We start from the raw sequence: 23,739 nt of genomic DNA on the forward strand, positions 1-23,739 counted from the left end.
AATATTCAAGGACAGTTTGTCAAACTGTTATGATTATTTTTATACATTTTAATTCAATTTTTAAGAAAAAGGTTGAAATTCTGAAAGAATATCCTCGCTGTTAAGCACTAATTTTGCACCTGATTGAATTAATTTATTCGTTCCAACACAAGATTGTTCTAAAATGGAACCTGGAATTGCAAAAACCTCTCTACCCTGATTTAAAGCCTGATCTGCAGTAATTAAAGAACCACTTCTTTCCTTGGCTTCTACAACCATTGTGCCCTGTGCCAATCCGCTAATTATTCGATTTCGCATCGGAAACTGCCATTTTTCTGGCTTAGTAAAAGGGGGATATTCAGAAATAAGTATATGATGTTGAGTGATGGTAGTAGCCAATTCTTTGTTTTCAAGGGGATAAATATGATGAAGGCCGCCAGCGATAACCGCAATGGTTTTGCCATTATGATCGATCGCTAGCTTATGAGCCATTGTATCTATTCCACGTGCCAAACCGCTAACCAATACCCAGTTTTGCCTAATTAAAGGGACCAACACCTTTGACATACTTTGCCTGCTTAATCCAGTAGGTGTTCGAGACCCTACAACGCTTAATAATTTCTCACTGTTTAATAATGCCTTGTCTCCAGAAGTGTATAACACCCATGGCGGGTCATAAATTTGTTTTAGAAGACGAGGATACTCTTTATCAAATATGGTAATAATCCCCACATTATTATTGCTATATTGTTTTAGCATACTTTGGATTGATAAAGAATGCAAATCATTTAAAAAGTTTTTCATCTGATTTTTAGTCAATGGAAGGATTTTTTCATAGAAAGTGGTAGGGTAATTATAAATAGAAGAAAGTGTAGGATCATGCTGTAGGATTCGAAAAATAGATTTCCAGCCAATTCCTCGACAATGATGAAGATGTATTAAATTTTCACGATTTTTTTCCATATAGTCTCCTTTTTTTACTAGAAAGAGACAGTTCTTTCGTTAAGAACTGCCCCATTTTATCTATTTAATGAGTTTTACATTTTTCGTATAAGCCTTTTTCTTTAAGAACTGAAATTAACGTTTCACCCATTACTGATGGTGTTTCAGCAACCTTAATTCCACATTCATTCATTGTTTTGATTTTTTCTGCTGCTGTACCTTTACCACCGGAAATAATCGCGCCAGCATGGCCCATACGCTTTCCTGGAGGTGCAGTTTGCCCACCGATAAAGCCTACAACAGGCTTAGTCATGTTTGCTTTAACCCACTCAGCAGCTTCTTCTTCAGCTGTTCCACCGATTTCACCAATCATGATAACTGCGTATGTTTCTTCATCTTCATTAAATGCTTTTAATACGTCGATGAAATTCGTTCCGTTAACAGGATCGCCACCAATTCCAACAGCTGTTGTTTGTCCAATTCCAGCTTGTGTTAATTGATGTACAGCCTCATATGTTAACGTACCAGAACGAGATACAACACCTACATGACCTTTTTTATGGATATATCCAGGCATAATACCAATTTTACACTCGTCAGCTGTGATAACACCAGGGCAGTTAGGACCGACTAAACGAGTCTTCTTGCCTTCCATATAGCGTTTCACCTTAACCATGTCTAATACTGGAATATGCTCTGTAATACATATTGCTAGATCAAGTTCTGCATCAACTGCTTCCATAATTGCATCCGCAGCAAATGGAGCAGGAACATAAATGACTGAAGCTGTTGCACCTGTTTGATCTACTGCTTCTTTAACAGTATTGAACACAGGTACACCTTCCACCTCAGATCCACCCTTACCAGGTGAAGTACCACCTACAATTTTAGTACCATATTCAAGCATTTGTTTTGTATGGAAAAGAGCCGTAGCACCTGTAATCCCTTGAACAATTACTTTTGTATCTTTATTAACAAAAACACTCATGTTTGTCCCCTGCCTTTCTTACCCTACTAGTGATACGATTTTTTGTGCACCGTCTGCCATTGACTCAGCAGCAGTAATGTTTAGACCAGATTCTTGTAAAATCTTTTTACCTAAATCTACGTTTGTTCCTTCAAGACGTACTACTAGAGGAATTTCCAAACCTACTTCTTTCGTTGCAGCTACAACACCTTCTGCAATAACATCACACTTCATAATTCCGCCAAAGATATTTACGAAAATACCTTTAACGTTTTCATCTGATAGAATGATTTTAAATGCTTCGGTTACTTTCTCAGCTGTTGCGCCGCCCCCAACATCAAGGAAGTTTGCGGGATCTCCACCGTAGTGTTTAATGATGTCCATTGTAGACATAGCAAGCCCTGCACCGTTAACCATACATCCGATGTTTCCATCAAGTGAAATATAGCTTAACTCATATTTAGAAGCTTCGATTTCCTTTGCATCTTCTTCGTCTAAGTCACGGTATTCTAATACGTCCTTTTGACGGTATAATGCGTTAGAATCGAAGTTTAATTTCGCATCAAGTGCCATTACTTTACCATCGCCTGTTACAACTAAAGGGTTAATTTCAGCAATAGAGCAATCCTTTTCAACGAATGCAGTGTATAAAGCAGTCATGAATTTTACGGCTTGATTCACTAATTCTTTCGGTATATTAATGTTAAATGCAATTCGACGAGCTTGGAAAGGCAATAGTCCAACAACCGGATCGATTTCTTCTTTGAAAATCTTTTCAGGTGTTTTTTCAGCAACCTCTTCGATTTCAGTACCACCTTCTTCAGATGCCATCAATACAACATGAGAAGTGGCACGATCAAGTACAAGACCAATATAGTACTCTTTTTTAATATCGCAGCCTTCTTCAATAAGAAGACGTTTTACTTCTTTACCTTCAGGACCTGTTTGGTGTGTAACAAGTGTTTTACCTAGGATTTCATTGGCATAAGTACGAACCTCATCTAGGTTCTTCGCTACTTTAACCCCACCAGCTTTACCACGACCCCCTGCATGAATTTGCGCCTTAACAACACAAACCTGGGATCCTAGTTCTTTTGCAGCTTCAACAGCCTCATCAACTGTGAACGCAACCTTACCATTTGGAACAGCTACCCCATATTTTCTGAGGATCTCTTTTCCTTGATATTCATGGATATTCATTTCCCATCCTCCATTCTTATGTAAAAAAAGCAAAGAATTTTTTGTCAGTCCAAATGTTATTATACATTTTTATTAATCTTTCTATGACTATTAAAATTTTTCAGAAAAAATCTATATTCATAGAAAAGTACATCATTTTACGAGAGGGTATTTTTCCCAAACATCGATGACGAAAACTAGACAAAAATTAGACTGCGCTTTCATTTTATAACTGAAAATACGGCTTGTCTACCATTTAGCATGAATTTGTTTTTTTTTCTGCAAATTATAGAAAAATACTATATCAAAAAACTTTTTATCATGGTTTTTTTACGCTTTTTTCCATTTTATAGATGAAAGCAAATATTTCCGCAATAACCTGGTACAATTCCTCGGGGATCCTATCATTTAATTTAAGCTCTTCTAATAAATCAACTAACGGAGCATCCTCTTGAATCGGAATCTCATGAGCTTTGGCCATCTCAATTATATTTTCAGCAATGATGCCCTTACCCTTTGCAACAACCTTTGGCTCAGAATCTATCTTTTCATCATATGACAAAGCAATAGCCTTCATTGCTCTAGCTTCAGGTAATTTTTTCATATTTTAAAATCCACTCTTTCATGAAATCCTTCTAATCCTGTTTTCATAGGTTGTTCATCACTACCTGTATTTACAATTTTAATCGATGAAAGTAGATACCCTTGCTTTTCCAAATTGGTTTGGATAGTGTGTTTTAGTTCTTCAACTAGTGCCCCAATTTCTTCAGTATCATTAAAGATAGCAATTGTTAAAATACGGTTCTGCACCTTAACATCAAGTACCACCTGTTTTAAATAATTTAACTCGATCGAAAATAGGAGATGACAAAATTCAGGATCAATTTTACCGTTTTTCTTCCTTCCATCCAACCGAAACGTAAAGTTTGTGTAAGCTGGATGTTGAAAAGTAATTTGAAGTAATTGATTTGATTCATTCGATGTTAGTTCTATTGTATCCATTTGAAGCGGACTGCTTTTATGTGCTGCATGTTCAGATGCTGCTTCATCTAAAGACGGTAAAATGCCTGATAGGTTCGCGGTAGGATTTTGTATCCTTTGTTCACCTCGATTGGCATTCGAAAGAGAGTGAAGCTTTTGAAAGGCTTCATTCTTCATTAACACTTGGATTAAATGAATTGGCATCATCATTTTGCCTCGATTAATTCCCGTATTGGAGCAAATGAACGACGATGTTCACTTATAACACCATATTTTTTAAGTGCTTCAAGATGATAGGCAGTCCCATATCCCATATGCTTTTCAAATCCGTATTGCGGAAAAGCATGGCTTAAACGTACCATTAGGCGGTCTCTAGTTACTTTTGCTATGATTGAGCTTGCAGCAATTGACACACTTTTTGCATCCCCTTTTATAATGGACGTTTGCGGGATATCGATCGGAATTTCCATAGCGTCGACTAATAGATGATCAGGTTTTACAGACAAACTTAATAGAGCCTTTTTCATCGCTAGCTTTGTTGCCTGATAAATATTAACATCATCAATCACATGTGCTGGTATAATCCCTATTCCAATGGAAATAGCACATTCTGTTATTTGTTGAAATAATTCTTCTCTTTTTTGTTCAGATAGTTTCTTTGAATCATTTAATCCTGGTAAATAGGCATCTTGAGGCAAAATGACGGCTGCTGCCACAACTGGTCCTGCCAATGGTCCACGACCGACCTCATCAACCCCAGCAAGACATCTAAATCCTTTTATATAAAGGTCATGTTCATATTGAGTCATTTCTTTATATTGATCTTCTAGCGCATTTTCTGAGGCCTTATTTCTTTTCCAGCGTTGCAACAACACTTGGACACCTTTTCTGCTATCTTGTTCGCACACTTTTAGAAACATATCCTGCTCATCATGTATCGATGCAAGTTTCTTTTCGATTTCTTTTATTGTTAACTGTGACATTCTTTCACCTTCAATTTCGGTTGCTCTATGTATTTTATATCGGCATTTGTGAAAAAAATGAAGGCTCGCGAAAATGCGAACCTTTACGGTCTTTCAAATGTGAGCCTACCTAATTTTTCAGTTCGAATTTCTCGAATAATTAATTCTGCAGTTTTATCATAGTCTGTCATCCCACCAGACATCCTACTGCCACGACGTTTTGCAATTTCATCAAAAAGCAGTACAATATCATCTGGAATTTCTTCTAGGGCAAATCGTTCCTTTAAATTTTCTGGATAGTGTTCCTCTAAAAATCGAAGAGCATATACAGCGATATCTTGAAGGTTTAAGATTGTATCCTTGATTGCACCGGTTGTTGCTAGTTTGAAACCAACCTCTTGATCCTCAAATTTTGGCCATAAAATTCCTGGTGTATCAAGGAGCTCTAGTTCTTTGCCAACCTTAATCCACTGTTGTGCCTTAGTAATCCCAGGTCGATCACCAGTTTGAGCGATGTTTCTTTTAGCTAAACGATTTATTAAAGTTGATTTCCCTACATTTGGGATCCCAACAATTAACGCACGAATTGCACGAGGTCGAATCCCTTTTGCAGCCATCTTATCAAATTTTTCTTTTAAAATTACTCTTGCTTCACTCACAATTTGTTTCATTCCGTTACCTTCTTGTGAATTGATGGCGAGAGCATGTACACCTTTTTCTTTATAGTACTCGATCCATTCCTTCGTTACTTTTGGATCGGCCATGTCGGCCTTATTTAAAAGCAGAAGTCGGGGCTTATTTTTAATAATTTCATCTATCATCGGGTTTCGAGAAGATGCAGGGATTCTGGCATCAACAAGTTCGAATACGATATCGATGAGTGAGAGTTTTTCCGTAACTTGTCTCCTTGCTTTTGCCATATGGCCAGGAAACCATTGAATAGTCAAAGTTCTTCACCAACTTACATGGTTAAATTTATTATGTCTTGTTATTATGTTTATTTTACAATACCAAAGTCTGATAGCGGCCAGTAGATTAGGCTTGTTTCTCCTAATACTTCGCTGATTGGGACTGGGCCAATATGACGTGAGTCCTTACTATATCGGCGATTATCCCCCATTACAAATAAGTGCCCTGCTGGAACCTCGTCTAAAACAAATGGGTCGGTTAACGGGCCATCAATTAGATTTTTCTTATATTCATCAAGATAGGGTTCTTCGTACGGTTCACCATTGATGTAAAGGATATCGTTTTTGTATTCTATTCGATCACCTGGTAATCCGATTATCCGCTTGATATAATCTTTTTCTACTGTTGCATGGAAGACAACGATATCAAAGCGTTCGGGTTTACCGACCTTATGGCCAATTTTATTGACGATCATACGGTCTTGGTGATGAAGAGTCGGCATCATTGATAACCCGTCAACTACAATCGGTGCAAAGAAAAAATAACGTATAACAGCCGCTAAAATTACAGCAATTGCCAACGCTTTTATCCATTCCCAAAGTTCATTTTTTTGTTTGGCCATCATTGCTCCTCCACCTGTTCTTTTCTCATCTACCAAATCTTTTATCATAGGACGTATTATGTATTATTCCCTTATTATAATTATTACCTACCCAAATGTAAAAGGAGCTTGTTATTTTTATACAAGCTCCTTTCATTTTTATTATCGAATTTCTTTAATACGTGCTTTTTTACCACGAAGTTCGCGTAAGTAGTATAATTTCGCACGGCGTACTTTACCACGGCGTACTACTTCAAGCTTCGCAATTTTTGGTGTATGCACTGGGAATGTACGTTCAACACCAACTCCGTAAGATACCTTACGAACTGTAAATGTTTCGCTGATTCCTCCACCACGACGCTTAATCACAACACCTTCATAAACCTGAATACGCTCACGAGTACCCTCGATAACTTTCACGTGTACACGTACAGTATCTCCGGGACGGAATACAGGAAGGTCAGTTCTTAATTGTTCTTTTGTGATTTCTTCAATAATGTTTTGCATCGTCTTTTCAACTCCTTCCAACAGATGCTCTTACCAATATCCATTCATTGCAGCGGAACATCTTAATAAGACCACGGACAAAAATTCCTAAGTCACAAAGAGTATATTACCATAATCCAGATGTCGTTGCAATAGCTACTTTTCATCTAATTTAATTTCTTCTAACCATTTTTCTTGTTTAGGAGATAGCTTATAATTCTCTAGTAAATCTGGTCTTCTTTTAAAAGTTCGACGAAGTGACTCTTTTTCCCGCCATTCCGCAATATGCATATGGTTTCCTGACAATAACACGTCCGGCACAGTCATTCCCCTAAAATTTGCGGGCCTTGTATAATGTGGATGCTCTAATAATCCCGTACTATGGGAGTCCAGAACAGGTGAGTCCTCATTCCCCAAAACACCCGGCAGAAGGCGTACGACACTATCAGAGATAACCATTGCAGCAAGCTCGCCCCCGGTTAAGACGAAATCTCCTATTGAAATTTCATCTGGATTCAAATGTTCACGTATTCTTTCATCATAGCCCTCATAATGCCCGCAGATAAAAATGAGGTGTTCTTCCTTTGCTAAGCTTTCCGCTTTTTGTTGGGTAAATTTTTCGCCCTGAGGGCAGAGAAGAATCACCTTTGGTGTGGAATCTGTTTGTGTTGTTAGATCCTCAACTGCATCAAAGATCGGCTGTGGCATTAATACCATCCCAGCACCACCGCCATATGGATAATCGTCTACCTTTTGGTGCTTGTTATCCGTATAATCACGAAAGTTCACAACTTGAAACGAGACCTTCTCTTTTTCCTGTGCCTTTTTTAAAATGGATTCCCCTAGTACACCATTAAACATGTTTGGAAAAAGGGTTAAGATATCAATTTTCATGTTAAATTAATCCTTCCATGAGGTGAATGATAATTCTTTTTTCGTTCGTATCAATTTCCTTCACAATCTCATCAATATACGGAATTAATATTTCTTTACTTCTTGCACCCTTAACCACCCAGACATCATTTGCACCTGGTGTCAAAATTTCTTTAATTTCCCCAAGTTCTTCGCCTTCATCTGTTAGAATCGTGCAGCCAATAATTTCGTGGAAATAATATTCTCCATCTTCTAATTCCCCAAGCTGACTTTCATGTACTTTGACAAGTGCTCCTTTAAAGTGTTCAACATCATTTACATTGTCATAGCCCTCAAAGGTGACTAAGTCAAAATTTTTATGAGTTCGGTAGGTTTCGACTTTCACTTCCAGCGGCTCTTTACCTTCCGCAAAAATAAATAATGTATTTCCTATCTTGTATCGTTCCTCAGGAAAGTCCGTTCTTGAGATTATGCGAACCTCGCCTTTGATACCATGCGTATTCACAATTTTTCCGACATTATACCATTTATCCATTTTTTCACCCCTAACGAATTTCTTCAACTCTACCTTCTTTGATTACGATTGTTCGTGCAGATGTTGCTTCATCCCAGTTGTCGCCTACATTTATATCAATTATGGATTGAACTTCTTTTTCTTTTATTTCACTGCCTAGTGGTAGCATATGTATTTGTTCGATTTGAAACTCAAGTTGTTTGACTTTTTCCAGTCTGAGGTCAATTTCTTTTGTAAAATATTGTTTGATTTTTGCAGGATCAAATTTCTTCAATTTTTCCATCTTTTTTTGTTCAAATTTAAGCTGGTCACACTCTTTTAGAAATTGATCCTTGTTCGTTTGCAAAGAACCAATGAGCTTTGCTTTACTATTTTCCGTTAAAATTTGTTTTACTTCAACTGTTTGGATGATTTTCACAGAGCACACAACCCTATCTTATGATAGAAAAAAAGGGGGAGGTTTCCCTCTCCCTTTCCCCTTGTTTTGTCTAGTTCCGGCGGCTAGAAACTCGAGAATCTTCAACTCCTCCAGCAGAAGCAACATACGCTTCTTCGTCGAAGTCTTCGACGCACAGGATGTGCTAGTGCCGACGTCGCCACAGGACGTGGCGCTTTTAGTCGGTCAGATTCCTCGTTTCAATCAAGCCGCCTTCACTTTTCTTTTCATTCGTTAATTTCTAGATGAATTCGTTTATTATGGCCAGTTCCTGCTGCATAGACAACAGTTCTAATCGCCTTAATGACACGGCCTTGTTTCCCGATAACTTTACCCATATCTTCTTTATTTACACTTAGTAAATACGTGATATTACGGTTGTCGGAAGTCTCAATCACTTCGACTTCCTCAGGATGATCAACAAGCGGCTGTACGATTGTTTTAATTAACTCTTTCATCTGTAGATTACCCATTACTTACCGTATTTTACGTTATGGAATTTCTCCATAATACCCTGTTTTGAGAACAAGTTACGAACAGTATCAGATGGTTTTGCACCATTTTGTAACCATTTTAATGCTAACTCTTCATCAATTTTAACCTCTGCTGGTTGAACAACTGGATTATAAGTTCCAAGTGTTTCAATTTGACGTCCATCACGTGGTGAACGAGAATCAGCTACTACGATACGATAGAAAGGAGATTTTTTTGCTCCCATACGTTTTAAACGAATTTTTACTGCCATTTTATATAGCACCTCCGAAAATATTTCAACAAGATATAATATTAACTGTTCCACATCTGTTTGTAAAGTGTTTTTTCTTTACATCTATGAAATGGTTATTATTACTACATTCATTTAAGAAAAAGTCATGCCTTTTCTTGACTTTTTTACTACATAAAAGGAAACTTCATTCCTTTTTTCTTGCCTTTTGTCATGTTTGTCATTTGTTTCATCATTTTCTTCATATCTTCGAATTGCTTCAATAGACGGTTTACTTCTTGAACAGTTCGACCACTACCTTTTGCAATTCTCTTTTTACGACTTGAATTAATGATTTCAGGTTGTTCTCTTTCGGCTTTTGTCATGGAGCGGATGATCGCTTCAACATGGCCAATTTGTTTATCATCAACCTGAACATTTTTCAGACCCTTCATTTTGTTTGCGCCAGGCAGCATACCTAGAATCTCATCAAGAGGTCCCATTTTACGCACCTGTGCTAACTGGTCAAGGAAATCATCGAATGTAAATGACATTGACTTAAATTTCTTTTCTAGCTCTTTTGCTTTGTCCTCATCAACAGAAGCTTGGGCTTTTTCAATGAGTGAGAGTACATCTCCCATACCTAAAATACGTGAAGCCATCCGTTCTGGATGGAATGGTTCGATCGCATCAAGTTTTTCACCAAGACCCACAAATTTAATTGGTGTATTTGTCACAGCTTTAACAGATAAAGCTGCACCACCACGTGTATCTCCATCAAGCTTTGTCAGAACAACGCCAGTTAACCCTAATAGATCATTAAAGCTCTGTGCCACATTGACTGCATCCTGCCCTGTCATTGCATCCACAACAAGGAAAATCTCATCAGGCTGTGCAACTTCTTTGACTTGCTTAAGCTCATCCATCAGTTCTTCATCGATGTGCAAACGACCGGCGGTGTCGATTAAAACATAATCGTTATGTTCTTCCTTCGCCTTTGCGATTGCTTGCTTTGCAATTTCAACAGGACTAATCTTGTCTCCAAGAGAAAAGACCGGCATATTAAGTTGTTTTCCTAAAGTTTGCAATTGGTCAATCGCAGCTGGACGATAAATATCAGCAGCTACAAGAAGAGGATTACGATTATGCTTTTTTCGCAATAGATTTGCAAGCTTACCAGTAGTGGTCGTTTTACCCGCACCTTGTAAACCAACCATCATAATAACAGTTGGCGGTCTTTTGGCAACCGCAATTTTACTTTGCTCGCCACCCATTAATGCGGTGAGTTCCTCCTGGACGACTTTAATAACCTGCTGTCCTGGAGTTAAGCTTTTCATTACTTCTTGTCCAACAGCTCTCTCACTAACCCGCTTTATAAAGTCTTTGACAACTTTAAAGTTAACGTCTGCTTCAAGTAAAGCAAGACGAACCTCACGCATCATTTCCTTTACATCGGATTCTGACACTTTTCCTTTACCGCGAATTTTCTGTAGTGTACCTTGCAGTCGGTCGGCTAATCCTTCAAATGCCATTCTTGCCGCCTCCTATTCTAATTTCTCAAGCAACTGTATCACATTTTGAAGCTCTAAGCTATCATCATATTCATCTGCAATACGTTGTAGCTCAGCAATCAGTTTTCTGCGCTCTTGAAATTTCTGAAATAGTAACAGTTTTTCCTCATAGTCCTCAAGCATTGTCTCTGTGCGCTTGATATTGTCATAGACCGCTTGACGACTAATCTCGTATTCCTCTGCTATTTCACCAAGGGAAAAGTCATCCAGGTAATATAAAGACATATAATTTCTTTGCTTCGGCGTTAACAACGATTGATAAAAATCGTAGAGATAATTCATTCTCGTTGTTTTTTCAAGCATAGTATCTCCCCCTTGTTAAGTGAAATACCTTTACAAGTCAATAGTTTACATATTTTTTAATAGGTTGTCAAGTTAATTTACTTTACTTTACGAAAAGCAAAAAAAGCCTATTAAGGCTCTTTTTGATGGTTTTATTCTTCGGTGTTTTCAACTAGATCTGCAAATAGTCCATAAACGTAGTTTTGCGCATCAAATTCTTGGAGATCATCAACCTTTTCACCTAATCCAACTAATTTAACCGGAATGTTTAGTTCATTTCGAATCGCAAGAACAATTCCGCCCTTTGCAGTCCCGTCTAATTTTGTTAATACAATTCCTGTTACATCGGTAGCTGCTGAGAATGTTTTTGCCTGCGTTAATGCGTTTTGACCAGTCGTCGCATCAAGAACGAGTAATACTTCATGCGGTGCCCCTGGCAGTTCACGTTCGATTACACGCTTTACTTTTTCAAGCTCTTTCATTAGGTTAACTTTGTTTTGAAGTCGGCCTGCTGTATCACAGATTAACACATCTACATTACGAGATTTTGCCGCTTGAACCGCATCGTACATAACCGCCGCTGGATCTGATCCTTCAGATTGTTTGATTGTCTCTACACCAACACGGGTGCCCCAAACTTCAAGCTGGGCAATCGCACCAGCACGGAAAGTATCTCCCGCTGCTAAAAGGACAGATTTACCTTCATTTTTTAGACGATTTGCGATTTTTCCAATGGATGTAGTTTTACCAACACCATTAACACCGACAACTAAAATAACAGTCAGTCCTTCTTCCTGAATATTGAGTTTAGGTGATTTTTCCTCCCCGCTCTGGTATATTTCAACGAGCTTTTCGGAAATAACACTTTGAACCTCTTTTGTGTCCTGTATATTCCTTTTCTTTACTTCCATTTTTAATTCATCGATCAGCTCCATAACGGTTGAAACACCGACGTCGGCTGCAATCAAAATCTCTTCAAGTTCCTCAAAAAAGTCCTCATCAACCTTTCGATAACGAGCAACTAAATCATTCACTCGTTCAGAAAAGGAATTACGCGTTTTTGATAAACCATCCTTAAATTTTTCAGTAACTGCATCAGCCTGATTTGTAATCTTGTCCTTTAATTTCTTAAAAAAACTCATGCCAATCCCCTTTCAAACTATGTTTGCGACACAAATTCTTTCGATTCCTCTAATCGAACCGAAACAAGTTTAGAAACTCCTGATTCTTGCATGGTCACCCCATATAGTACATCTGCCTCTTCCATTGTACCTTTTCGGTGGGTGATCACGATGAATTGAGTTTCTTTGCTATATTTCTTTAAATATTGCGCAAATCGGAATACATTTGCTTCATCAAGTGCTGCCTCAACCTCATCCAATATACAGAATGGAACAGGACGAACTTTAAGGATAGAAAATAACAACGCAATGGCGGTTAATGCCCTTTCTCCACCCGATAAAAGACCCAAGTTTTGCAGTTTTTTCCCTGGCGGCTGTGCAACAATTTCAACACCTGTATTTAAAAGATCATTAGGATCTGTAAGACGAAGGTCTGCTCGTCCACCACCAAACAAGGCTTGGAAAACTGTTTCAAAATGGGAGCGAATACTTGTAAAAGTAGCTTCAAATCTCTTTTTCATTTCATCGTCCATTTCGTCAATTACCTGGAACAATGTATCCTTCGCTTCTTGCAAGTCATTTTGTTGTTCTGTCAAGAAAGTATAACGCTCAGAAACTCTATCATACTCATCAATTGCACCAAGATTCACCGTACCAAGCTCTTCTATTGCCAGCTTTATTAGTTTGACCTTCTTTCTTGCTTCGGAAACTTCGATTTGAAGAGGATATTGTTCCTTTGCAGCTTCATAGGTTAATAAATATTCCTCACGAAGATGTGTTAAACAATTTTCCAATTCAACATCTAAGCGATTCACCTTTACTTCTTCATCCTTTAAGATATCAACAAGTTGCTTAGACTGACGTCTCGATTCTTTTAACTCACGTTCTAGATCCTCAAGTGTATTTTGAGTTTTTAGGCGATACTCTCGTTTATTACTGATCATTTGAATTGTTTCATTTTTATCATTGGATTTTTGTTTTGCTGCCTCTTCAAGTTCTAATTCACCAGAGTTGCTTGAAGTCATTTCATTATTCAGTAACGCTAAATCCTCTTTCAATTCAGTCAGTCCAGCATCTGCATCATTTACTTCTTCTTCTAAGCGATTCACTTTCTCTTGTTGGTGTTCAAGCGCTTGTTTTTTTCTTGCTAAAATAACCTTTTGATCGGTGATTTCTGCTTGTACCGTTTCCCGAGAGGTTTGTTGATCAGATTTTTGAGAATTTAGCTGAGTGATGGTCTCATCTAATGTATGAAGTTCCTCTTCAAGAGCAGCTAATTTAGATTTCAATTCTTCTAAACGACCAGTCATTTTTTCTTGGTCTGCTTGGTATTGTTGTTTCTCATCATCATACAATTCCAAATGCTCGTTCACATTTTGCTCTTTTAAAGCAACTTCACGGTATTCACCTTTTATCGTTTGTTCTTTTAAGCGCAGTGTTTCTCCCGCTTGACGAAGCCTTTCAAGCATATCTTCTTGTTCGGTAATCTGTTTTTTCTTATCCTTGACTGTTTTTTCAAGTTCAGCCGTTTTGGCATCCATATCAGCGAGCTTTTCTACAATTGCCTCAAGCTCCCGACCACGACTGAGCAGAGAATTTGATTTCTGTTTAACAGCTCCCCCAGTCATCGAACCACCCGGATTAACAACATCTCCTTCAAGGGTTACTACTCGATACCTATGTCCGACAAGGGATGCAAGTTCATTCGCACCTTTTAAATCTGCAGTAATCAAAATAGTACCCAACAGATTCGCGATTATAGAGTGATATCTTCCTTCAAATGTAACTAATTCGGAAGCTACACCAATAAATGCTGGATGCCCCTTGATGGCTGCAAGCTGTGCTGAAGGAATTGAGCGTTCTTTAATAACATTCATAGGTAAAAATGTTGCCCGGCCATAGGAATTTTTCTTTAAATATTGAATGGCCGTTCTAGCATTTTTTTCGTTATCAACGACAATATGCTGTGTCGCCGCACCTAATGCAATTTCAACGGCTGTTTCATATTCTTTTGGAACATGAATAATCTCAGCAATAGCACCTTCAATTCCTTCGAGCTGTTCATTTCTAGCTTTTAAAACTTCTTTAACACCCTGGAAAAAACCGGAATAATCATCCTGCATTTCTTCGAGCATTTCTTTTCTTGATTTTGTTTGTTGAAGGTATTGATAAGCCTGGTAGAGCATGCTTTCTTGCTTCTGATAATTTTTCTTACTGTTTTCTAACTTAGTGTGTAAGTCTCTAAAAGAAACAATTTGATGATTAATATCTTGCTCAATTACGGAAAGCTTCGTTTGGAGACGTACTTTTTCATCAAGTATTTCCTTGCGTTCTATTAAGTATTTTTGATTTGACTCATCTAGACGATGTACTTTTACTGTTTGTTGTGAAAGCTGGTCTTTAATATAACCCACTTCATTCCGATAAGACGCCTGCTTATTTAGCAATTCAAAATAATCGCTTTTTAAGTTCTCAATTTTTTCTTCGATATTTTGATCAAATGATGCAAGTAAAATTTGTTTTTCTTTTACCTGTTTTTCAAGTTCTTTTACTTCTTCAATCAGCTGGGATAAATCCTGTTGTTCTTTTTGTTTTCTTTCGATTAAGCTTTCAAGTTTTTGGGATAACTCCAGAATCGAATTTTCAAGCTGAGCTCTATTTTGTGTTGCATTCTTTTTGCGTTCTTTTAAAACTTCTTTTCGACCCTCTAATTTTTCAAGGTCCTCACTAGTCCGTAAAAGAAGTTGTTGAAGTTCATGAATCGAAGAATCTGTAGTCTCAATTCCAGTTCTAAGCTCCTCTATTTTTGCTTCCTTGTTTTGGAGCTTAGTGTTTAAAGCAAGTTCCTGCTCTTTATGCTCTTCAACAAGCTTGGATAGCTTCTCCCATTTTTCATGAAGGTCCTCTATTTCGAAAACAGTTAGACCAACTTCAATACTTTCAAGCTCTTCTTTTTTCTCTAGATAGTCTTTTGCGATTGATGACTGAATCTGCAATGGTTCAATTTGCGATTCGAGTTCGTGAATAATGTCGTTAACGCGATTTAAATTTTCCTGGGTTTCGGCAAGCTTATATTCCGCTTTCTTTTTACGGGTTTTATATTTTAAGACCCCTGCTGCTTCTTCAAAAATGCTTCTGCGTTCCTCAGCTTTACTGCTTAATATTTCTTCTACTTTCCCCTGACTGATGATTGAAAAAGCCTCACGACCAAGTCCAGAATCCATAAATAAATCAACAATGTCCTTTAGTCGACAAGCTTGTTTATTTATAAGAAATTCACTTTCTCCAGACCGATATACACGGCGAGTTACACTTACTTCATGATAATCGATTGGTAAAAAGTGGTCTTCATTATCCAATGTTAATGTTACTTCAGCCACATTCAATGCTTTTCGGCTGTCACTTCCAGCGAAAATGATATCCTCCATTTTCGAACCACGCAGTGATTTTGCCGACTGTTCTCCAAGAACCCAACGGATCCCATCCGTGATATTACTTTTTCCACTACCATTTGGTCCAACGACAGCCGTTACACCAGGCACAAAATCTACTGCAAGTCTTTCAGCAAACGATTTAAATCCTACTATATCTAAACGTTTGAGGAACATAAACTTCCCCCTCAATTCGAAATTCAAGTCCTACATATTTTAACACAAACTAGTATTTAATTGGATTACTTTTTCAAGCAGAACAATGCAAACCAAATGAACCCCACGAAAACGTGGGGCCAGTTAAATTTATTATTGTTTGCTCTTCAAATTTTTTAAAGCAATTTCTGCTGCATGTTGTTCAGCTTCTTTTTTCGATCTGCCAGTGCCTGTCCCAAGTTCCTCACCATTTAAGGACACTCTTGAAACGAATTCACGGCTATGGGCTGGCCCTTTTTCGTGGAGCACCTTATACTCGATAATTCCAGTACCATCTCGTTGCACAAGCTCTTGCAGCTGACTCTTATAATCCATCACATGAGAAAAAGCACCCGCATTTATTTTAGGAATCACTGTTTGATCTAAAAACTGGTTTACAACCTCCAAACCTTTATCAAGGTATAAAGCCCCAATAAATGCCTCAAACACATCAGCTAGCAGGGCAGGCCGTTCTCTTCCACCAGTCATTTCCTCTCCTTTTCCTAGTAAAACAAGTTCTCCAAATTTTAGATCATTTGCAAATGTAACTAAAGATGGCTCACAAACAATGGCTGCACGCATCTTTGTTAATTCACCCTCGCTCATAATTGGAAACTTTTTAAATAAAAATTGGGAAATAGTTAGCTCTAAAACAGCATCTCCTAAAAATTCAAGCCGTTCATTGTCTTCATGCGGCTTTTTTCGATGCTCATTCACATAAGATGAATGTGTAAATGCTTGAATAAGTAGACTCTCATCTTGAAATTGAAACCCTAGTCGCTCCTGAAAAGCTTTAAATTTTGGAGTAAACTTATTACCTTTATCTTTATTTATCCGCTTCACCTTATTGACCTCCAAGGAGAAAGCCCCGTTTTAATAACGGGACTTTTACTTTAAGAAATATTATAGCTGGCTTTTTATGTAATTAACAGCGTCACCAACTGTAGAAATCTTTTCAGCCTCATCGTCTGAAATTTCCATGTCAAACTCGTCCTCAAGTTCCATTACTAGTTCAACAACGTCAAGTGAATCCGCTCCAAGATCATCTTTAAATGAAGCCTCTAAATTTACTGCTGACTCTTCAACACCTAAGCGGTCAATCACGATTTTTGTTACTCTCTCTAAAACATCTGCCATAACACTCACCTCCCCTCAAAGTATTATATTTGTTTTTACTAGAAAAGCGCAAGTGCCATTTATCAACCAGTCTGGTTACATCACCATACCGCCGTCAATATGAAGGGTTTGACCTGTCATGTATTTGCTTTGATCTGACGCTAGAAATAATACAACCCCTGAAATATCAGCAGTTTCGCCAAATCTAGCAAGAGGAATTAATTTAAGCATTTCGTTTTTCACATCTTCAGGTAGTTTATCTGTCATATCAGTTGTAATAAAGCCTGGTGCAACTGCGTTAACGTTAATATTGCGACTTGCCAATTCTTTTGCTGCTGTTTTTGTTAGACCGATAACTCCAGCTTTTGCTGCAACATAGTTAGCTTGTCCAGGATTTCCACTAACACCTACAATAGATGCGATATTAATAATTTTCCCGGAACGCTGCTTCATCATTTGTCTTGTTACAGCTTTCGTACAGAGGAACACACCTTTTAGGTTAATATTAATTACATCGTCCCATTCTTCCTCTTTCATCCTCATCAATAAATTATCTCGTGTAATTCCTGCATTATTAACAAGAATATCAAGGCTGCCGAAATTAGAGATAACCTCTTTTACCATATTAGCTACAGAGTCTGAATCTGATACATTAGCCCTAATCGCAATAGCTTCTTGCCCTAACGCTTTGATCTCATCAACAACTTCATTGGCTTTTTGTTCACTGCCTGAATAGTTTACCGCAACTTTTGCACCCGCTTTAGCAAGTTCAATTGCAATCGAACGGCCAATTCCACGTGAAGCACCGGTAACCAATGCTACTTTGCCATTTACCATCTTAATTTCCCTCCTGTAACGCGCGTACTGTTGCTTCAAGTGTTTCTATATCACTTATTGCATATGTTGTAACTTTACGATTAATTTTCTTAATTAATCCAGAAAGAACCTTACCAGGTCCAATTTCAATAAAGGTATCTACACCTTGGTCAAGCATGTATTGAACTGAATGTTCCCATAATACAGGAGAATACAATTGCTTTACCAGATTTTCTTTAATTTGATCAGCTGATGTCATTTCCCTAGCATTCACATTTGCTACGACAGGAACAGTTGCATCATTAATTTCAATTTGATCTAGAACTGACCGTAATTTTTCAGCTGCTGGTTCCATTAATGATGAATGGAATGGTCCGCTAACCTCAAGTGGAATTGCACGCTTGGCACCTTTTCCTTTAGCTAACTCACATGCCTGTTTAACTCCTTCGGCAGCACCTGAAATTACAATTTGACCCGGGCAATTGATATTTGCAAGTTGAACCGGATGGCCTGAAGCAGAAATTTCATCTGTTACATCCTGTAAGTCATCACTATTCATTCCAAGGATAGCTGCCATCGTACCTTGGCCTGCTGGAACGGCTTCCTCCATAAATTCGCCGCGTTTGCGAACCGTACGTACACCATCTTCAAAGCTCAGTGCACCGGAAGCTACTAAAGCAGTGTACTCGCCTAAACTATGTCCAGCAACATATGACGGTACTATATTTGCTTCCTTGAATTTTTCAAGAATGGCAATACTGGTTGTTAATAGTGATGGCTGAGCATTCACTGTTAATGTGAGCGTTTCTTGTGGTCCGTTAAAAATAAGTGAAGAAAGCTCTTCTGCTAGAGCTGTATTTGCTCTTGTAAAAATATGTTGAACTACTTCTGAAGAATCTGCTAATTCCTTTCCCATCCCTACAATTTGAGAACCCTGTCCTGGAAAAACGAATGCAGTTTTACTCATTCTACCTTCCCCCTATTCATCTGCTTTCGGATTGATATCCTCTAATGTTTTACGTATAGTTCCTGCAACATCTTTTTCGACCATCTCGTATGTTTGTTTTATCGCACTAAACAAACCATTTGCATCTGAAGATCCATGTGCCTTAATAACCGGTGCCTTTAAGCCAAATAATCCGGCTCCACCATATTCTGAGTAATCAAGAGTCTTTTTTAAAACCTTTAATTCCGGCATTAAAAGACCCGCAGCTATTTTACTCTTTAAGTTGCTAGTGAAAGCTGTTTTAAGCATTTTAAACATGGATAAGGCCGTACCTTCGATTGTTTTTAAGGCTACATTTCCAGTAAATCCATCTGTTACAACAACATCCGCCACTCCCTCTAGTAAATCCCTTGACTCAACGTTTCCAATAAAATTGAGATTTGTAGCTTTCATCAATTCAAATGAATGCTTTGTAAGATCATTACCCTTTTTTTCTTCAGTTCCTACATTTAATAAACCTATTCTTGGATTTACAACTCCTCGAACCTTCTCCGAGTAAATGGATCCCATAATGGCATATTGGAGCAAGTGCTCAGGCTTTGCATCAACATTTGCTCCTACATCTAACATAAGAAAACCTTTTTTATCCAAAGTTGGGAGAGTTGGTGCTAGTGCTGGACGGTCAATCCCTTCAATTCTTCCCACAATAAATAGACCTGCCGTCATTAGTGCCCCCGTATTTCCAGCTGAAATACATGCATCAGCACGTCCCTCACTAACCTCTTTCGCCATTAAAACCATGGATGCGTTCTTTTTTTTCCTGACAGCCCTGACAGGTTCGTCTGTTCCTTCAATTATTTCCGTTGTATGTATAATTGTTAATCTTTCTTCTTCAGTTATGTCTGGACGAATTTTCGCTTCATCACCAATTAACGTTACTTCAAGGTCTTTATAATGCTTTAGTGCATTCATTGTTCCCTTTACAATTTCCCCTGGTGCATGATCTCCACCCATTGCATCTATTGCAAGTTTCATACTGTATCATTCCTTTTGTTTGCTTTTAGCTAGTTGAATAATCGTATTGTTCACTATTATGAATCAGTTTTTACTTGTTTATTAGAACGATACATGATAAATTCACCAGAAAATACGAGTTCATTTCCAACATAGCTATTTACGTCAACGATTGTTCTGCCTTTTTCACGGGAGCCCTTTACTTTTGCTTTAGCAACGACTCGTTCTCCTACTTTAACCTGTCTTGTAAACCGTATATTTGCTTTTGCAGTAAGAGCAAGCTCATCGTTAATAACAGCTACGGCAAGTGAGTTTGCCTGGGCAAAAAGGTGATGTCCACGTGCAATTTGGTTTCGTTTAAATACATGCTCATTTGTTACATCAAAAATTGAAATTGCACTTTGGTCTAGTTCGATATCTATAATTTCACCAATTACTTCTTCTATTGGCAAAGCCTTCACTTCATCATCCAGTTTTTTCTCAGCAACATTTTTAATTCGCTCTCGAAGTTCAGGAATGGATAATTCCAAGCGGTCCAAACGAATCGTTTGAACACTAACCATGAATTTTTCAGCTAAGTCTTCATCTGTAATGAAAGGATTAACTTTAATCGTTTCCTGAAGTAATTGCTGCCGTTCTTTTTTATTCCTTCTCATTAAAAATACACCGTCCGCACTCTTAAGACTAGGTACTAATAGTAAGTATATAATTAAAAAAAGCAGATTGCAAGAAGAAAAACTTCTCACAATCCGCCTTAAAATAGTAAAGTTAATCCAGTTTTTCTCCATCTAAAATACCGGTTTGCACTAGATCCTCCCGCAGGTGTTTGTAGGATTGATCCTCCCAAAAGACATTAGAATTTATAAGTTTTGCAGCATCGTTTCGCGCTACCTCTAAAGTACGGTAATCATGGACCATATCTGCGACTTTAAATTCAGGAACACCACTTTGTTTACGGCCGAAGAAATCCCCAGGCCCTCGTAGTTCAAGGTCTTTTTCTGAAAGAACAAAGCCATCATTTGTTTCTGTCATGATCCGCATTCTTTCTTTTCCAACCTCAGATTTCGGATCAGCAAGAAGTATACAGTATGATTGTTCACTACCTCTTCCAACACGTCCTCTCAGCTGGTGCAGTTGGGAAAGACCAAAACGTTCTGCATCATAAATCACCATCAATGTTGCATTTGGAACATTCACACCAACCTCAACAACGGTTGTGGATACAAGAATTTGTACTTCATTTTCACTAAATTGTCTCATTACATCCTCTTTTTCATCTGCTGACAATCGACCATGCATTAAGCCAACTTTCGCCTTGTTTTGAAAATGAAACGAGAGCATTGTATGAACATCAATTGCATTTTGAACATCTAACTTATCAGATTCTTCAATAAGCGGACAAATGACATAGGCCTGTCTACCTTTTGCCAGCTCTTTTTCAATAAATACCAATATACGCTCAAGCATCTCATGCTTAACCCAATAGGTTTCAATTTTCTTTCGTCCCGCCGGCATCTCGTCAATCACCGAAACATCCATCTCACCAAACACTGTAATTGCAAGTGTCCTTGGTATTGGTGTTGCAGTCATGAAAAGAACATCCGGACTTTCGCCCTTTTCCCTTAAAATCCTGCGCTGCTCTACACCAAAGCGATGCTGTTCATCCGTAATGACAAGACCTAGCTTCTTGAAATTTACTTCATCCTGGATAAGCGCATGAGTACCTACTAAAATATGAATGTCACCGGATTGAAGCTGTTCAAGAATTTCTCTTCTTCGTTTGCCTTTGACTGAGCTTGTTAATAGTTGAATATTTAAACCGTAATCCGAGAATAGCTCGGCAAGTGAATGGGCATGCTGTTCAGCCAGTATCTCTGTTGGCACCATTAACGCCCCCTGATATCCCGACAGAATAGCCGCATATAAAGAAATAGCAGCCACAACTGTTTTTCCGGAACCAACATCACCTTGAAGTAATCGATTCATTCGATGTGGTGAACAAAGATCATTCATGATTTCAGTAACAACCCGGGTTTGGGCATTTGTTAATGGAAATGGCAGTCCATTCATGAAAGCCTCTAGCTTTTCCATTTGAAATTCCATTGCTGAACCTGCTGATTGTTCCCGTTCGAATTTCCTTAATGCCTGCATTTTTAGTTGAAAAAGTAAAAACTCTTCATACACAAAACGTCTGCGCGCTTGTTTTAAGTCCTGATGCCCCTTGGGATGATGCATAATTTTAATTGCATCCTTTTTTGGCAGCAGCCGATAAGTTGTTAATAATTGTTCAGGAAGATTGTCCTCAATTTGATTGCCGTACTGCCGAAGTGCAAGCTCGATAAAACGCTTCATCCCTTTTACAGTGATTTTCCCTTTTATCGAATATACAGGTTCGATACGATTATCTTTTTTCATCGGACCGAAAACAATCTCGCTGACAGTAATCGTTTGCCGATGCTGATCCCATTTTCCTGAAATGGTGATAGTGTCGTTTAATGAGATCTTGCTTTTATAATAAGGTCGATTAAAACAGGTCGCTGTGATTAAATAGCGACCTACTAGAACCCTGAAGGTTAAGCGAGATCTTTTACGATTGTAATAGGTTAACAGTGGCTCACTGTGCACCTTTCCTTCTATCGTTATTTTCTCATCATGCTTAACCTCAGCAAGGTCTCGTAAACTATAATCTTCGAATCGATATGGAAAGTACAAAAGTAGGTCAAGAACGGTAAAAATGTGCATCTCATTAAGCTGAAGACCTGTCTCTTCGCCAATTCCTTTAATTTCCGTGACAGGCTGCAGTAGATTACTATTCACCTTTGTTAAGCGAAATCCCAAAGATCTTTGCCTCAAGTGCACGACCTGTTGGGGTTGCCGCTAGTCCCCCCTGCGCTGTTTCTTTTAACGCCGTTGGCATTGTTTGACCTATTCTATACATAGCATCGATTACTTCATCACATGGAATTCGACTAGTAACGCCTGCTAAAGCCATATCCGCTGCAACCATTGCATTTGCCGCTCCCATCGCATTTCGCTTAACACATGGTACCTCTACGAGTCCAGCGACAGGATCACAGACAAGTCCAAGCATGTTTTTTAATGTAATTGCCATTGCCTCAGCAGATTGACTGGGAGTACCTCCTGCCATTTCGACAATTGCTGCTGCAGCCATTCCAGCAGCAGAACCAACCTCCGCCTGACAACCACCTGCTGCGCCTGAGATTGATGCGTTATTTGCAACAACAAATCCAAATGCCCCAGCCGTAAATAAAAACTGTATCATTTGGTCTTTTGTTGGGTTCAATTTCTCCTTTACAGCAAACAAGGTTCCTGGAACAACACCAGCTGAACCTGCGGTAGGCGTTGCACAAATTGTTCCCATAGCAGCATTGACTTCATTAGTCGCAACAGCTTTACTGACAGCATCTAAAACTGTTTTACCAGTTAAGAAGTTTCCTTTTTGTATATAATTTTGTAATAAAACGGCATCTCCGCCTGTTAAACCAGAGTGGGATGAAACGCCAGCTAGTCCTCTTTCAACAGCCTTTTCCATTACATCAAGATTACGTTCCATTTGAGCAATGATTTCATCTCGGCTTTTCCCGGTCACTTCTACCTCTTGCTCGATCATCACTTCTGCTATTTTCATATTTTTAGAAGTAGCAAGTTCTACTAATTCAGCAACATTGCGAAACATAAAAAAACCTCCTGTCGA

General features: G+C 38.3%; 26 protein-coding genes. All 26 read right to left on the bottom strand.

The window, feature by feature from the left end; all coding sequences use genetic code 11:
* Positions 1–60 precede the first annotated feature (60 nt).
* A complete protein-coding gene (gene dprA / locus LKW28_RS11075) occupies positions 61–942 on the bottom strand; it encodes a DNA-processing protein DprA (RefSeq protein WP_229140431.1) in 882 nt (293 codons plus the stop codon).
* Positions 943–1,006: 64 nt separating this feature from the next.
* Complete coding sequence (gene sucD / locus LKW28_RS11080; protein WP_229140432.1) at positions 1,007–1,909, bottom strand: succinate--CoA ligase subunit alpha; 903 nt, start codon at positions 1,907–1,909, stop codon at positions 1,007–1,009.
* A gap of 18 nt (positions 1,910–1,927) precedes the next feature.
* Positions 1,928–3,088, bottom strand: a complete 1,161-nt coding sequence (sucC, locus tag LKW28_RS11085) for an ADP-forming succinate--CoA ligase subunit beta (RefSeq protein ID WP_229140433.1) — start codon at positions 3,086–3,088, stop codon at positions 1,928–1,930.
* A gap of 298 nt (positions 3,089–3,386) precedes the next feature.
* Complete coding sequence (locus tag LKW28_RS11090; protein WP_229140434.1) at positions 3,387–3,671, bottom strand: EscU/YscU/HrcU family type III secretion system export apparatus switch protein; 285 nt, start codon at positions 3,669–3,671, stop codon at positions 3,387–3,389.
* On the bottom strand, positions 3,668–4,255 hold the full coding sequence (locus LKW28_RS11095; RefSeq protein ID WP_229140435.1) for a hypothetical protein: 588 nt from the start codon (positions 4,253–4,255) through the stop codon (positions 3,668–3,670). The genes LKW28_RS11090 and LKW28_RS11095 overlap by 4 nt, the downstream gene beginning before the upstream one ends.
* Positions 4,255–5,031, bottom strand: coding sequence for a ribonuclease HII (locus LKW28_RS11100; protein WP_229140436.1), 777 nt, complete (start codon positions 5,029–5,031; stop codon positions 4,255–4,257). Before LKW28_RS11100 ends, LKW28_RS11095 begins: the two co-directional genes overlap by 1 nt.
* 83 nt (positions 5,032–5,114) lie before the next feature.
* Entirely contained in the window at positions 5,115–5,957 is an 843-nt protein-coding gene (gene ylqF, locus LKW28_RS11105) for a ribosome biogenesis GTPase YlqF (RefSeq protein ID WP_229140437.1), read from the bottom strand.
* A 50-nt stretch (positions 5,958–6,007) separates the two neighbouring features.
* The gene (lepB, locus tag LKW28_RS11110) at positions 6,008–6,541 is read right to left on the bottom strand and encodes a signal peptidase I (protein WP_229140438.1); all 534 of its coding nucleotides are present in this window, start codon (positions 6,539–6,541) and stop codon (positions 6,008–6,010) included.
* A gap of 141 nt (positions 6,542–6,682) precedes the next feature.
* The gene (gene rplS, locus LKW28_RS11115; protein ID WP_010282490.1) at positions 6,683–7,027 is read right to left on the bottom strand and encodes a 50S ribosomal protein L19; all 345 of its coding nucleotides are present in this window, start codon (positions 7,025–7,027) and stop codon (positions 6,683–6,685) included.
* A gap of 135 nt (positions 7,028–7,162) precedes the next feature.
* The gene (trmD, locus tag LKW28_RS11120; RefSeq protein WP_229140439.1) at positions 7,163–7,900 is read right to left on the bottom strand and encodes a tRNA (guanosine(37)-N1)-methyltransferase TrmD; all 738 of its coding nucleotides are present in this window, start codon (positions 7,898–7,900) and stop codon (positions 7,163–7,165) included.
* A 1-nt stretch (position 7,901) separates the two neighbouring features.
* Positions 7,902–8,414 (bottom strand): ribosome maturation factor RimM, encoded by a 513-nt coding sequence (rimM, locus tag LKW28_RS11125; protein ID WP_229140440.1) that lies wholly within the window; start codon positions 8,412–8,414, stop codon positions 7,902–7,904.
* A gap of 10 nt (positions 8,415–8,424) precedes the next feature.
* Complete coding sequence (locus LKW28_RS11130) at positions 8,425–8,811, bottom strand: YlqD family protein (protein WP_229140441.1); 387 nt, start codon at positions 8,809–8,811, stop codon at positions 8,425–8,427.
* Positions 8,812–9,056: 245 nt separating this feature from the next.
* Positions 9,057–9,287, bottom strand: coding sequence for a KH domain-containing protein (locus LKW28_RS11135; protein WP_229140442.1), 231 nt, complete (start codon positions 9,285–9,287; stop codon positions 9,057–9,059).
* Between the two features lie 14 nt (positions 9,288–9,301).
* Positions 9,302–9,574 (bottom strand): 30S ribosomal protein S16, encoded by a 273-nt coding sequence (gene rpsP / locus LKW28_RS11140; protein ID WP_010282498.1) that lies wholly within the window; start codon positions 9,572–9,574, stop codon positions 9,302–9,304.
* A 149-nt stretch (positions 9,575–9,723) separates the two neighbouring features.
* The gene (gene ffh, locus LKW28_RS11145; RefSeq protein WP_229140443.1) at positions 9,724–11,064 is read right to left on the bottom strand and encodes a signal recognition particle protein; all 1,341 of its coding nucleotides are present in this window, start codon (positions 11,062–11,064) and stop codon (positions 9,724–9,726) included.
* A gap of 12 nt (positions 11,065–11,076) precedes the next feature.
* The gene (locus tag LKW28_RS11150; RefSeq protein WP_229140444.1) at positions 11,077–11,406 is read right to left on the bottom strand and encodes a putative DNA-binding protein; all 330 of its coding nucleotides are present in this window, start codon (positions 11,404–11,406) and stop codon (positions 11,077–11,079) included.
* Between the two features lie 131 nt (positions 11,407–11,537).
* The gene (gene ftsY / locus LKW28_RS11155) at positions 11,538–12,527 is read right to left on the bottom strand and encodes a signal recognition particle-docking protein FtsY (protein WP_229140445.1); all 990 of its coding nucleotides are present in this window, start codon (positions 12,525–12,527) and stop codon (positions 11,538–11,540) included.
* A gap of 17 nt (positions 12,528–12,544) precedes the next feature.
* Positions 12,545–16,114, bottom strand: coding sequence for a chromosome segregation protein SMC (gene smc / locus LKW28_RS11160; protein ID WP_229140446.1), 3,570 nt, complete (start codon positions 16,112–16,114; stop codon positions 12,545–12,547).
* 132 nt (positions 16,115–16,246) lie between these two features.
* Positions 16,247–16,975, bottom strand: a complete 729-nt coding sequence (gene rnc / locus LKW28_RS11165) for a ribonuclease III (protein ID WP_229140447.1) — start codon at positions 16,973–16,975, stop codon at positions 16,247–16,249.
* A gap of 60 nt (positions 16,976–17,035) precedes the next feature.
* Complete coding sequence (locus tag LKW28_RS11170) at positions 17,036–17,269, bottom strand: acyl carrier protein (protein WP_057997007.1); 234 nt, start codon at positions 17,267–17,269, stop codon at positions 17,036–17,038.
* Between the two features lie 75 nt (positions 17,270–17,344).
* Entirely contained in the window at positions 17,345–18,085 is a 741-nt protein-coding gene (gene fabG, locus LKW28_RS11175; protein WP_229140448.1) for a 3-oxoacyl-[acyl-carrier-protein] reductase, read from the bottom strand.
* Position 18,086: 1 nt separating this feature from the next.
* A complete protein-coding gene (fabD, locus tag LKW28_RS11180) occupies positions 18,087–19,031 on the bottom strand; it encodes an ACP S-malonyltransferase (protein ID WP_229140449.1) in 945 nt (314 codons plus the stop codon).
* Positions 19,032–19,043: 12 nt separating this feature from the next.
* Positions 19,044–20,045, bottom strand: a complete 1,002-nt coding sequence (gene plsX / locus LKW28_RS11185; protein WP_229140450.1) for a phosphate acyltransferase PlsX — start codon at positions 20,043–20,045, stop codon at positions 19,044–19,046.
* Positions 20,046–20,101: 56 nt separating this feature from the next.
* Positions 20,102–20,680 carry a transcription factor FapR gene (fapR, locus tag LKW28_RS11190; RefSeq protein WP_229140451.1) on the bottom strand — a complete coding sequence of 193 codons (579 nt, stop codon included), beginning with the start codon at positions 20,678–20,680 and terminating at the stop codon, positions 20,102–20,104.
* Positions 20,681–20,792: 112 nt separating this feature from the next.
* Entirely contained in the window at positions 20,793–22,841 is a 2,049-nt protein-coding gene (gene recG, locus LKW28_RS11195) for an ATP-dependent DNA helicase RecG (RefSeq protein ID WP_229140673.1), read from the bottom strand.
* On the bottom strand, positions 22,834–23,721 hold the full coding sequence (sdaAA, locus tag LKW28_RS11200) for an L-serine ammonia-lyase, iron-sulfur-dependent, subunit alpha (protein ID WP_229140452.1): 888 nt from the start codon (positions 23,719–23,721) through the stop codon (positions 22,834–22,836). The genes recG and sdaAA overlap by 8 nt, the downstream gene beginning before the upstream one ends.
* Positions 23,722–23,739 lie beyond the last annotated feature (18 nt).

The sequence above is a fragment of the Bacillus sp. REN16 genome (assembly GCF_020731355.1).
Taxonomy (GTDB): Bacteria; Bacillota; Bacilli; order Bacillales; family Bacillaceae_L; genus Ferdinandcohnia.

Bases quoted from the DNA above. Each gene is read 5' to 3' on its own strand.
- LKW28_RS11100 (WP_229140436.1), bottom strand. From the start codon at position 5,031: ATGTCACAGTTAACAATAAAAGAAATCGAAAAGAAACTTGCATCGATA.
- fapR (WP_229140451.1), bottom strand. From the start codon at position 20,680: ATGAGAAGGAATAAAAAAGAACGGCAGCAATTACTTCAGGAAACGATT.
- LKW28_RS11150 (WP_229140444.1), bottom strand. From the start codon at position 11,406: ATGCTTGAAAAAACAACGAGAATGAATTATCTCTACGATTTTTATCAA.
- LKW28_RS11170 (WP_057997007.1), bottom strand. From the start codon at position 17,269: ATGGCAGATGTTTTAGAGAGAGTAACAAAAATCGTGATTGACCGCTTA.
- lepB (WP_229140438.1), bottom strand. From the start codon at position 6,541: ATGGCCAAACAAAAAAATGAACTTTGGGAATGGATAAAAGCGTTGGCA.
- sucD (WP_229140432.1), bottom strand. From the start codon at position 1,909: ATGAGTGTTTTTGTTAATAAAGATACAAAAGTAATTGTTCAAGGGATT.
- rpsP (WP_010282498.1), bottom strand. From the start codon at position 9,574: ATGGCAGTAAAAATTCGTTTAAAACGTATGGGAGCAAAAAAATCTCCT.
- LKW28_RS11135 (WP_229140442.1), bottom strand. From the start codon at position 9,287: ATGAAAGAGTTAATTAAAACAATCGTACAGCCGCTTGTTGATCATCCT.
- trmD (WP_229140439.1), bottom strand. From the start codon at position 7,900: ATGAAAATTGATATCTTAACCCTTTTTCCAAACATGTTTAATGGTGTA.
- plsX (WP_229140450.1), bottom strand. From the start codon at position 20,045: ATGAAACTTGCAATAGATGCAATGGGTGGAGATCATGCACCAGGGGAA.
- ffh (WP_229140443.1), bottom strand. From the start codon at position 11,064: ATGGCATTTGAAGGATTAGCCGACCGACTGCAAGGTACACTACAGAAA.
- LKW28_RS11095 (WP_229140435.1), bottom strand. From the start codon at position 4,255: ATGATGCCAATTCATTTAATCCAAGTGTTAATGAAGAATGAAGCCTTT.
- sucC (WP_229140433.1), bottom strand. From the start codon at position 3,088: ATGAATATCCATGAATATCAAGGAAAAGAGATCCTCAGAAAATATGGG.
- rimM (WP_229140440.1), bottom strand. From the start codon at position 8,414: ATGGATAAATGGTATAATGTCGGAAAAATTGTGAATACGCATGGTATC.
- LKW28_RS11090 (WP_229140434.1), bottom strand. From the start codon at position 3,671: ATGAAAAAATTACCTGAAGCTAGAGCAATGAAGGCTATTGCTTTGTCA.
- ftsY (WP_229140445.1), bottom strand. From the start codon at position 12,527: ATGAGTTTTTTTAAGAAATTAAAGGACAAGATTACAAATCAGGCTGAT.
- rplS (WP_010282490.1), bottom strand. From the start codon at position 7,027: ATGCAAAACATTATTGAAGAAATCACAAAAGAACAATTAAGAACTGAC.
- smc (WP_229140446.1), bottom strand. From the start codon at position 16,114: ATGTTCCTCAAACGTTTAGATATAGTAGGATTTAAATCGTTTGCTGAA.
- sdaAA (WP_229140452.1), bottom strand. From the start codon at position 23,721: ATGTTTCGCAATGTTGCTGAATTAGTAGAACTTGCTACTTCTAAAAAT.
- fabD (WP_229140449.1), bottom strand. From the start codon at position 19,031: ATGAGTAAAACTGCATTCGTTTTTCCAGGACAGGGTTCTCAAATTGTA.
- fabG (WP_229140448.1), bottom strand. From the start codon at position 18,085: ATGGTAAATGGCAAAGTAGCATTGGTTACCGGTGCTTCACGTGGAATT.
- dprA (WP_229140431.1), bottom strand. From the start codon at position 942: ATGGAAAAAAATCGTGAAAATTTAATACATCTTCATCATTGTCGAGGA.